Annotated in this window: 11 protein-coding genes and 1 pseudogene; all 12 read left to right on the top strand. The window is 44.3% G+C overall.

Annotation, left to right across the window (positions count from 1 at the left end):
- Positions 1-537 precede the first annotated feature (537 nt).
- Complete coding sequence (locus AC4MRV_RS20435; RefSeq protein WP_491189142.1) at positions 538-1827, top strand: NCS2 family permease; 1290 nt, start codon at positions 538-540, stop codon at positions 1825-1827.
- A gap of 214 nt (positions 1828-2041) precedes the next feature.
- Positions 2042-2506, top strand: coding sequence for a xanthine phosphoribosyltransferase (gpt, locus tag AC4MRV_RS20430; protein WP_005473584.1), 465 nt, complete (start codon positions 2042-2044; stop codon positions 2504-2506).
- 99 nt (positions 2507-2605) lie between these two features.
- Complete coding sequence (frsA, locus tag AC4MRV_RS20425) at positions 2606-3853, top strand: esterase FrsA (protein ID WP_491189141.1); 1248 nt, start codon at positions 2606-2608, stop codon at positions 3851-3853.
- A 105-nt stretch (positions 3854-3958) separates the two neighbouring features.
- Positions 3959-4348 carry a sigma factor-binding protein Crl gene (gene crl, locus AC4MRV_RS20420; protein ID WP_491189140.1) on the top strand — a complete coding sequence of 130 codons (390 nt, stop codon included), beginning with the start codon at positions 3959-3961 and terminating at the stop codon, positions 4346-4348.
- 167 nt (positions 4349-4515) lie between these two features.
- Positions 4516-5649, top strand: a complete 1134-nt coding sequence (gene proB, locus AC4MRV_RS20415) for a glutamate 5-kinase (RefSeq protein WP_491189139.1) — start codon at positions 4516-4518, stop codon at positions 5647-5649.
- 10 nt (positions 5650-5659) lie between these two features.
- Positions 5660-6910 (top strand): glutamate-5-semialdehyde dehydrogenase, encoded by a 1251-nt coding sequence (locus AC4MRV_RS20410; RefSeq protein ID WP_491189138.1) that lies wholly within the window; start codon positions 5660-5662, stop codon positions 6908-6910.
- Between the two features lie 104 nt (positions 6911-7014).
- On the top strand, positions 7015-7464 hold the full coding sequence (gene nrdR / locus AC4MRV_RS20405) for a transcriptional regulator NrdR (RefSeq protein WP_038139576.1): 450 nt from the start codon (positions 7015-7017) through the stop codon (positions 7462-7464).
- A gap of 13 nt (positions 7465-7477) precedes the next feature.
- The gene (gene ribD / locus AC4MRV_RS20400; protein ID WP_491189137.1) at positions 7478-8584 is read left to right on the top strand and encodes a bifunctional diaminohydroxyphosphoribosylaminopyrimidine deaminase/5-amino-6-(5-phosphoribosylamino)uracil reductase RibD; all 1107 of its coding nucleotides are present in this window, start codon (positions 7478-7480) and stop codon (positions 8582-8584) included.
- 2 nt (positions 8585-8586) lie between these two features.
- Positions 8587-9240, top strand: coding sequence for a riboflavin synthase (locus AC4MRV_RS20395; RefSeq protein ID WP_491189136.1), 654 nt, complete (start codon positions 8587-8589; stop codon positions 9238-9240).
- A 60-nt stretch (positions 9241-9300) separates the two neighbouring features.
- Positions 9301-10410: a bifunctional 3,4-dihydroxy-2-butanone-4-phosphate synthase/GTP cyclohydrolase II gene (ribBA, locus tag AC4MRV_RS20390; protein ID WP_491189135.1), complete on the top strand. Its 1110-nt coding sequence runs from the start codon at positions 9301-9303 to the stop codon at positions 10408-10410.
- Positions 10411-10581: 171 nt separating this feature from the next.
- Positions 10582-11052 (top strand): 6,7-dimethyl-8-ribityllumazine synthase, encoded by a 471-nt coding sequence (ribH, locus tag AC4MRV_RS20385; RefSeq protein ID WP_005440184.1) that lies wholly within the window; start codon positions 10582-10584, stop codon positions 11050-11052.
- Positions 11052-11176: pseudogene (locus AC4MRV_RS20380) on the top strand (transcription antitermination factor NusB); the annotation flags it as partial. The gene ribH and the pseudogene AC4MRV_RS20380, both read left to right, overlap by 1 nt.

The raw sequence follows: 11176 nt of genomic DNA, 5'->3' as shown, positions 1-11176 counted from the left end.
AACAGCTCTGTTTACACAGGCAGCTTTACTTACCCAACAAGCTTCGGTTACTAACACCTACGCTTGTTACTCTCGAACAAGTTTGTTCACCCCTATATATTGGAATTTTTTTACAGCTCCTATATAGCTGACATGATTCAACCGCCACTCAAATTGAGTGGCGTTTTTTTATCTGGTGTTTGTATTGGATAAAAAACACACGCCAACTACTCGTTTTCGCCCTCCTTGCCAATACCTCGCATATTATTCGCATAAACACATATTCTATGGATATCCTCAATTAACTTTCATGCTGAAAATTTACTACATGGTACAAAAATGCACCGTATAGTTGTTGAACGTTTAGGTGTTGTTAGTTGCTGAATTTTATAAGGTATTGGTTTGATTCCTCCGAGGCTTTCCCTACTGTTTAGATAGTTGACAGAATAAATATTGATTAGAGTGTTAATTCTATCTGGAATTTGAGATTTGATGACTCTATAATTCGTGCCAATCGATTACGCAACCGTTTACTTTTTACCTTTCTAGGATTCGATTATGTTCGAAAAACTGTTCAAACTCAGTGAAAACGGCACTAACGTCAAAACTGAGATTATCGCAGGTGTTACTACCTTCCTAACGATGGCTTACATCATCTTTGTTAACCCAGCAATGCTAGCCGATGCGGGTATGGACAAAGGTGCTGTATTTGTCGCAACCTGTCTTGCTGCGGCTATCGGCTGTTTCATCATGGGGTTTGTAGCTAACTACCCGATCGCTCTTGCTCCTGGTATGGGCTTGAACGCTTTCTTTACCTATGGCGTTGTATTAGGCATGGGGCACTCATGGCAAGTTGCTCTAGGTGCGGTTTTCGTATCCGGCCTTATCTTTATGGCATTAAGCGTATTTAAAGTACGTGAGTGGATCATCAACTCAATCCCAATGTCTCTGCGCACTGGTATTTCAGCAGGTATCGGTCTTTTCCTTGCGTTTATTGGTCTACAAAACTCTGGCATTGTTGTTGATAACCCTGCGACCTTGGTTGGCTTAGGCCACATTACAGGGTTGCAGCCAGCATTAGCGGCTCTTGGCTTTTTCTTGACGATTGGCTTGGTTTACCGTGGTGTACGAGGCGCGGTAATGATTGCTATCTTAATCATTACTGTAATTGGTTTGATGTTAGGTGATGTTCAGTGGGGCGGTATCATGTCCACGCCACCAAGTGTTGCACCTACTTTTATGCAAATGAACATCGCTGACGTATTCGAAGTCGGCATGATTTCAGTCGTTTTTGCTTTCCTATTTGTCGATCTTTTTGATACCGCAGGCACACTTGTTGGCGTTGCTCAAAAAGCGGATCTTATAAAAGAAGATGGCAAGTTACCTCGTCTAAGCAAAGCGCTACTGGCAGATTCTACTGCAACCTCAGTCGGTGCAATGATTGGTACATCGAGCACAACCTCTTATGTAGAGTCTACTGCTGGTGTCGCAGCAGGTGGTCGCACTGGTCTAACAGCAGTTGTTGTTGGTGTATTGTTCTTACTTGCTCTCTTCTTCTCGCCGCTAGCGGGAATGATTCCGGCATACGCAACGGCTGGTGCGCTGTTCTACGTTGCCATTCTGATGATGTCAGGTTTGGTTAGTGTGGACTGGCGCGATTTAACTGAAGCTGCTCCTGTTGTCGTAACATGTCTACTTATGCCTCTGACATACTCGATTGCAGAAGGTATCGCGTTAGGCTTTATCTCTTACGCAGCAATCAAGTTACTAAGTGGCCGTGGCCGTGAAGTTTCTATAAGTGTTTGGGTTCTATCAGCAGTGTTTATTCTTAAATACTTGATTGCCTAATTCGGTCTCAGTATCACAGGTACCCATCGCCATAGCTGTTTAACAGGTATGGCGATTATTTTTTTGAGTTGGGGTGTAATTCCCCATTGGTATTACCAAACGCATCCGTTAAAATAAACGTTTGCGTAGCTTTTCCCCAATGAACTTAGTACATGCTTAGAGTGCAGTCATGTTTGATGGGGATGCGGATTTTTCAAATTATTAGGTTATTACAATGGCTAAGAAATTCATTATTACTTGGGACCAAATGCATACATTTTGTCGCGAATTGGCTGAAAAGCAGATGCCAGCTGAGCAGTGGAAAGGTATTTGGGCTGTGAGCCGTGGTGGTCTAGTTCCTGGCGCAATCCTTGCGCGTGAGCTAGGTATTCGTCATGTTGATACAATTTGTATCTCAAGCTACGACCACGATCACCAACGTGATATGACTGTTGTAAAAGCACCAGAAGGTGACGGTGAAGGCTTCCTAATTGTTGAAGATCTAGTTGATAGTGGTGATACAGCGCGTAAATTGCGCGAAATGTACCCAAAAGCGAAATTGATAGCTGTATGTGCTAAACCTGCAGGCGTTGAACTTCTTGATGATTACGTTGTAGATATCGCGCAAGATACGTGGATTGAGCAGCCGTGGGATATGTCTATCCAGTACGTAGAACCAATCAATCGTAAACAAAAGTAATCAAATTACTTCGTTCGCAACAGAATCTTGATAAATGACCCTTTATTGGGTCATTTTTTTTTATACTATTTAGAAAAGCACATTTACTAGGTTAATCCCATGTCTGAGGAAGTCAGCAAGAACCTTTCTGAAACCTTGTTTGCCAATCATAAACAAGCAAAAGAAACCTCTGAGCTTACCCAATACATGCCAAGTAGCCAAAGTTTCTTAGAAGAGAAGCGCGAGAAAGAAGGCTACAAGTGGTATCGAAATTTACGCCGTATGCAATGGTCGTGGCAAGGTTTAGATCCAATAGAGATTGAAGCAGTGCTCGCGAAGGTCGCGGCATCGAAGCATTCTCGCACCCATGAAGAGTGGCTAGATACTGTGATGGGATATCACAGCGGTAATTGGACTTATGAGTGGACGAAGCTGGGAATGCTGCATCAAAAGCGATCCGCTAAGCTAATTGGTGAGGATGCCGCAGATGAGCTGTTCAACGCATCGCTCTGTTTTAGTATTGCCGGTTACCCGCACTTAAAGAATGATAACCTAGCAGCTCAAGCCCAGGTACTCGCTAGCTCTGCATATACCGAGGCGACGAAGAAAACGAAATACATAGTTAAGCGATTAGAAATCCCTTACCAGAAGAAGAACATCATCGCTCATCTACATTTAACCAGTACTGAAAAACCTCAGCCTGTGGTTATGGTTAGTGCTGGCTTAGATAGCTTACAGACAGATTTGTGGACCATCTTTAGGGACCATCTGGCCAAGAAAAATATTGCGATGCTTACGGTAGATATGCCGTCTATTGGTCATAATACGCATTGGAATCTAACCGAGGATACTTCTGTATTACACCAAGCTGTACTTAATGAGTTGTACTCAATTCCTTGGGTTGATCATCACAGAGTTGGTTTGATAGGTTTCCGTTTTGGTGGTAACGCTATGGTTCGCCTATCTTTTATGGAGCAAGACAAAGTCAAAGCCTGTGTTTCGATGGGCGCACCAATTCATGACGTTCTATCATCTCCTGATAAGCTCAAGCAGATGCCGAAAATGTACCTTGATGTATTAGCATCTCGTTTGGGAAAAAGTGCGGTTGATATTCACAGCTTATCTAGCCAGTTAATGGCGTGGTCATTAAAGGTGCAAGGAATTTTATCGAGCCGCAAGACTCGTGTCCCTATTCTGGCAATGAGCCTAGAAGGGGATCCTGTGTCACCTTATAGTGATAATCAACTGGTAGCGCTGTTTAGTGACTATGGTAAAGCAAAGAAAATTAGTGCAAAAACAATTACACAAGGATATGAGCAATCCCTCGATTTAGCGATTAAGTGGTTAGAAGATGAGCTAATTAGATGACATGTCGAGTATTTTAGACGAAACTGATATTAGGTCGTACCTAAACTAATTAGTCCTAGTTGCGGCCTCTAATAATAAATTCAGTGATGAATATGGAGATTCATAATGTCTGATACTACGAAAAGTCCAACTCATTATCGTTTGCTTTCGGTGCTTAGGGCGATAGGCCCATACTTGCGCGAAGCGCAATGTGAAGAGGGGGCTTATCTATTCGATTGCTTGTCTGTTTGTGTAGACGATAAAAAATCACCAGAAAAAAGAGAGTTTTGGGGGTGGTGGTTAGAGTTAAATATGGAAGAGGGGATATTTCAAGCTCGTTACCGTACAGGACTGTATGACTTGACGGGGGACTGGCAGGATAAAAAGCTACCTAAGAAAGCTATTGAGGACGTCAGTCGCACCCAAGAAGCTTTCCATCAAAAACTAGTTGAAACCTTGCAAAGTGAATTTGGGCTACAGATTCAGATGCACAAAGAATCTGTCGAATTTGTCTAATTTTCACAGCTTATCTTCCTCAATGGATAAAAAGGCGCTTTTTAGCGCCTTTTCTACTTGTGAATTTAGCGTTTGATTGCTAAAACATCAGGTCTAATCAATCTTCAGCGCTCATGTGTAGCGAAATTGATTGTGACGGTTATTATTTATTTCATAGTAGAAAGGCAATGAATCAAGAAAGCGGAAAAGCGCTACAGCCACAAACTGTAGTGGTTAAACTAGGTACTAGTGTTTTAACTGGTGGAACGCTAGCACTGGACCGAGCTCACATGGTAGAGCTTGTGCGTCAATGTGCTGAGCTAAAAAAACAAGGCCACTCTGTGGTTATGGTTTCGTCTGGCGCCATTGCGGCAGGCCGTGAACACCTAGGTTACCCCGCACTGCCAAACTCTATGGCGAGTAAGCAACTTTTGGCGGCGGTTGGTCAAAGCCAACTTATTCAAACATGGGAATCTTTGTTTGCTATTTATGGCTTAAAGATCGGTCAGATGCTGCTGACTCGTGCTGATTTAGAAGATCGAGAGCGCTTTCTAAATGCTCGCGATACGATTAACGCATTGGTAGATAACGATATCATTCCTGTGGTGAATGAAAACGATGCTGTAGCAACCAGTGAAATCAAAGTCGGTGATAACGATAATTTATCTGCGTTGGTGGGTATTTTATGTGGCGCTGACAAACTGCTACTCCTGACCGACCAAAAAGGTTTATTTACTGCTGATCCGCGTAAAGACCCTAATGCAGAGCTTATAAAAGAAGTTAAAACCATCGACGATACGCTGCGTAAAATTGCTGGTGGCAGTGGCACGACACTTGGTACTGGCGGTATGGCTACTAAGCTACAGGCGGCAGACATTGCGCGTCGAGCAGGTATTGAAGTTATCATTGCTGCCGGTAGCGCACCAAATGTTGTATTTGACTCATTAGGTGATGAACCGCAAGGCACTCGTTTCCTACCGTGTGCAGAGGCTTTAGAAAACCGCAAGCGTTGGATCTTGGCAGGACCTGCTGCATCAGGTGATATCGTGATTGACGATGGTGCGGTGAATGCGGTTATAGGCAAAGGAAGTAGCCTACTCGCTAAAGGCCTGACCAGCGTCAGTGGTGAGTTTGCTCGCGGTGACGTTGTCCGTGTGACAGATCAACAAGGTAAATTAATCGCGCGTGGTATTGCGAGCTACTCTAGCCAAGATATGGCAAAAATAGTTGGCAAACACAGTAAAGACATTATTGGCATACTTGGCTATGACTATGGCAATGAAGTATTGCACCGTGACGATATGGTCGTAATTCAAGAATAAGGAACGTAACGTGGAACTGATTTCTATGGGTAAAGCGGCTAAAGAAGCGGCTTTCCAACTTGCTACAGCGTCAACAGCGCAGAAAAACCAAGCTCTAGCTATTATTGCTGATGAGTTAGAAGCTAACGCAGCAACTATTCTTGCTGCGAATGCAAAAGATATTGAAAAAGGTCGTGAAGCTGGCTTAACGGAAGCCCTTTTAGATCGCTTACTTCTTAACGAAGAGCGTTTGTCTGGTATTGCTAATGATGTGCGTAATGTCATTAGTCTAAACGACCCAGTAGGGAGTGAACTAGACAGTAAAGTACTGGAAAATGGCATGTCACTTTCTCGCCGTCGCGTGCCACTTGGCGTAGTCGGGGTGATTTACGAAGCGCGTCCAAATGTTACGATTGATATTGCTGCGTTGTGTCTAAAAACAGGTAACGCAAGCATCCTGCGTGGTGGTAAAGAGACTTTCTTCTCTAATATGGAATTGGTTAAAGTGATTCAATCTGCATTGGCTAAAGCGGAGCTACCGGCGGCGTCAGTTCAGTACATTGAAAAGCCAGATCGTGAATTAGTCTCTCAACTACTTAAGCTGGATGACTACGTGGATATGATTATTCCACGTGGCGGTGCTGGCTTGCACAAAATGTGTAAAGAAAACAGTACTATTCCTGTGATCATCGGTGGTTTTGGTATTAGTCATATTTTTGTTGATGAAAGTGCCGATCTTAAAAAATCGCTTAATGTGGTTGAGAACTCGAAAGTGCAACGTCCATCGGCTTGTAACTCGCTAGACACGCTACTTGTACATGAGAAGGTTGCAGCTGAGTTTTTGCCAATGCTTGCTGAACGTCTTGCGGACAAAGTTACTTTGGTTGCTGAGCCAAAAGCGAAAGCTCTACTGTCAAACGCACAAGAATTACGTGATGCTGGCGAAGGTGACTTTGATACTGAATGGTTAAGCTACACGCTTGGTGTTAAAGTTGTCACTGACGTGAAAGAAGCGGTAGACCATATGCGTATTCACAACGCGAGCCACTCCGATGCGATCATGACAAACAGTCTAGAAAACTCAGAACTGTTTATTAACTCTGTTGGTTCTGCTGCGGTCTATGTGAATGCTTCAACGCGTTTCACTGATGGTGCGCAGTTTGGTTTGGGCGCTGAAGTTGCAGTGTCTACTCAGAAGCTGCATGCTCGCGGTCCTATGGGCTTGGAAGAGCTGACAAGCTACAAATGGGTAGGTAAAGCAAACTACTTGCCGCGTAGTTAACAAAACAATCTAAAGTTTGGTTGAAAAAGGGGCTATCTAGCCCCTTTTGCTTTTCTTGTGATCACCAAATCCGCTACACTGTCTGTCACTTATATGGAGGTGATATGCATTGTCCTTTTTGTTCTGAAAACGATACTAAGGTAATCGATTCGCGTTTGGTGGCGGATGGTCATCAAGTTCGTCGTCGTAGACAGTGTCTCGCGTGTAGTGAGCGTTTTACAACGTTTGAAACCGCAGAGCTTGTAATGCCACGAGTGATTAAATCGAATGGAAACCGAGAGCCGTTTAATGAAGATAAAATGGTGGGCGGCTTACAGCGCGCATTAGAAAAACGCCCGGTGAGTGCGGATGCCGTTGATGTGTCAATCAGCTTAATCAAGTCGCAGCTTCGCGCGACGGGAGAGCGAGAAGTTCCAAGTGAGATGATAGGTAACTTAGTTATGGATCAACTTAAAGAACTAGATAAAGTCGCTTATATCCGTTTTGCTTCAGTTTACCGAAGCTTTGAAGATATTCGCGAGTTTGGTGAAGAAATTGCCAGGCTCGAAGATTAACGGGTGTAATGGAATGCCTCGATTTTCTGCAGTAGATTTCCAAATGATGTCGCGCGCTATTTCTTTAGCAAAACGCGGTATCTATACCACGGCACCAAATCCGAACGTCGGTTGTGTCATCACCCGAGACGGTGAAATTGTCGGTGAAGGCTTTCATTATCGAGCGGGTGAACCTCATGCGGAAGTGCATGCCCTACGCATGGCGGGGGGAAACTCTGTTGGTGCAACCGCTTATGTGACCTTAGAGCCTTGTTCTCATTATGGCCGAACACCTCCATGCGCAGAAGGCCTTATTAAAGCCAAGGTCGCCAAGGTTATTTGTGCGATGCAAGACCCGAACCCACAAGTCGCTGGGCGCGGTATTCAAATGTTACGCGATGCTGGGATTGAGGTGGAAGTGGGCTTGTTAGAGCAAGACGCTATCGCTCTAAATCCGGCTTTCATCAAACGTATGCAAACGGGTTTGCCTTTTGTACAACTCAAGATGGCAGCGAGTTTGGATGGACAAACGGCGCTAGCTAACGGTAAGAGTCAGTGGATTACCTCAGAAGCTGCACGTCGAGATGTACAAAGACTTCGTGCTCAAAGCGGTGCCATCCTCTCGACAAGTAAAACCGTGATTGAGGATAATGCCTCTCTTAACGTCCGCTGGAGCGATTTGCCCCAGTCAATAAAAGCTCAATACTCTGAACCTCAACTACGTCAGCCCGTTCGTGTCATTCTTGATCGTCAAAACCAACTCACCTCTGAGCTTAAGTTATTTCAAACAGAGGGAGAGAGGTTGATTGTTGGTCCTGAAGGCAACGTTGAATTGTTCCTCAATGAGGAGCAGCAAGTTTCACTTCAAGATACGTTTGCTGCATTGGTAAACACGCACAATATCAACCATCTTTGGGTAGAAGCTGGCGCAACTTTAGCCAGTAGTCTTATCAAGGAAAAACTAGTGGATGAATTAGTCATCTACTTAGCGCCAAAGATAATGGGCAGCGATGGTCGAGGTTTATTGGGCGCGTTGGGCCTTGAGTCTATGGCTGACGTGATTGAACTTGATATTAAAGATGTAAGACAAGTGGATAAAGATATCCGCATTGTCGCCACTATTTTAAAGAAAGAAATCTAAGCATGTTTACAGGTATTGTAGAAGCAGTTGGCACACTGACTGCGATTACGCCAAAAGGCGAAGATATTAGTGTAACGGTAAATGCCGGTAAGCTAGATATGGGTGATGTGAAACTGGGGGATAGTATTGCGACCAATGGTGTCTGTTTGACCGTTGTTGCGTTTAGTGAAAACAGTTATACCGCTGACTTGTCACTAGAAACCTTGAAGAAAACAGGTTTTGCTGATTACCAAGCGGGTGACAAGGTTAACTTAGAAAAAGCGATGCTGCCGACCACGCGTTTTGGCGGACATATTGTTTCGGGTCACGTTGACGGTGTCGGTGAAATCGTCGAGCGCAACCTTGTGGGGCGAGCGATTGAATTTTGGGTGGCGATGCCGCAAGAACTCTCTAAGTACGTTGCAGAAAAAGGTTCAATTACTGTTGATGGTATTAGTCTAACGGTTAACGCCTTACGTAAGAATGCTTTTAAGCTGACAATTGTGCCTCATACTGGTGAAGAAACAACAATTGCTGACTTTAATGTTGGACGTAAGGTGAATCTAGAAGTGGATGTGTTAGCTCGCTATATGGAACGTCTTTTGACTAGTCAGCAAGAGCAGCAGCCAGAATCAAAAATCACCATGGAATTTTTACAAAAGAACGGATTTGCTTAAGTTAACTCAGCTTTGTTAACTCACTCAATTAGCCGCTAGAAGCCAAGATAGGAATGCAAAATGCCAATTAGTACCCCGCAAGAGATTATTGAAGATATTCGCCTAGGTAAAATGGTTATCTTAATGGATGACGAGGATCGTGAGAACGAAGGCGATCTTATCATGGCAGCTGAGCACGTTACGCCAGAAGCTATTAACTTTATGGCGACTCACGGGCGTGGTTTAATTTGTTTGACCATGACTAAAGAGCGTTGTGAACGCCTTGGTTTGCCTCCTATGGTGCAAGATAATAACGCTCAATACACAACCAACTTTACCGTTTCAATTGAAGCCGCAGAGGGAGTCACAACTGGTATTTCTGCGGCAGACCGCGCGCGCACGGTACAAGCAGCGGTTGCAAAAGACGCAAAGGCGGCTGACTTGGTTCAACCAGGCCATATCTTCCCACTAGCGGCTCAAGAAGGTGGCGTGCTAACGCGTGCTGGGCATACGGAAGCGGGCTGTGATTTAGCTCGTCTTGCTGGTTTAGAGCCTTCAGGCGTGATTGTCGAGATCCTGAATGATGATGGCACCATGGCACGTCGTCCTGATTTGGAAATTTTTGCGGAAAAACATGGCATCAAGTTAGGTACCATCGCTGATTTAATTGAATACCGCAACAACACCGAAACAACTATTGAGCGTGTGGCAGAGTGTAAGTTACCGACAGAATTCGGTGATTTCAATTTGGTCACTTTCCGTGACACTATCGATAACCAAATTCACTATGCGTTGTGTAAAGGCGACCTGACGAATGAAGCGCCGTTAGTGCGTGTTCACTTACAAGATACGTTTACCGATTTACTTCACAGCGACCGTAATGCTGAGCGTAGTTGGACACTAGATGCCGCGATGAAGCGTATCGGGAAAGATGGTGGTGTGCTGGTTATCTTAGGTAACGAAGAGTCGACGGATTTGCTGATTCACCGTGTGAAAATGTTTGAAGCTCAAGATAAAGGTGACGCACCTACATTGGCGAAAAAGCAAGGTACGTCGCGCCGTGTCGGTGTTGGCTCTCAAATTCTAGCTGATCTCGGCGTTCATGATATGCGTCTGCTGTCTTCAGCAAGCAAGAAATACCACGCTCTTGGTGGTTTCGGCCTTAACGTTGTTGAGTATGTTTGTGAGTAATCGCTAACAAAGAATATTGAATAAGAGGGCAAATGTTTCAGCATTTGCCCTCTTTGTTTTCAATCTGTTGTGAACGAGGCGAGTAATGATAAATTTCCATTAGATATTGCTCACAGATTTGTGCTAGAATCCGGCGATTCTCACTTGATGAACATAGTTAAAGGAAGGCTTATGAAAGTGATCGAGGGTGGCTTCCCAGCGCCAAACGCAAAAATTGCTATCGTTATTTCTCGTTTCAACAGTTTTATTAACGAAAGTCTATTGTCTGGTGCAATCGATACTTTAAAACGTCATGGCCAAGTTAGCGAAGACAACATTACTGTTGTTCGTTGTCCTGGTGCTGTAGAGCTTCCTCTTGTTGCTCAACGCGTAGCAAAAACAGGCAAATACGATGCGATCGTATCTTTAGGCACTGTTATTCGTGGCGGAACTCCACACTTCGACTATGTTTGTAGTGAATGTAACAAAGGTCTTGCGCAAGTTTCTCTGGAATACAGCCTTCCAGTTGCATTCGGCGTATTGACGGTTGATACAATTGACCAAGCAATCGAGCGCGCAGGAACCAAGGCTGGTAATAAAGGTGCAGAGGCTGCACTAAGCGCACTTGAGATGATTAACGTTCTTTCAGAAATCGATTCCTAATGGGGGCCAGTGTGAAACCAGCCGCACGTCGTAATGCACGTCGATTTGCTCTACAAGCGATCTACTCTTGGCAAATTACTAAAGAAAATGTTGCTACGATTGAGGAGCAGTTTTTGTCAGGTGG

Source organism: Vibrio sp., assembly GCF_984391705.1.
The sequence above is the reverse complement of the archived record's forward strand: the minus strand, read 5'-3'. Positions and strand labels throughout refer to the sequence as shown.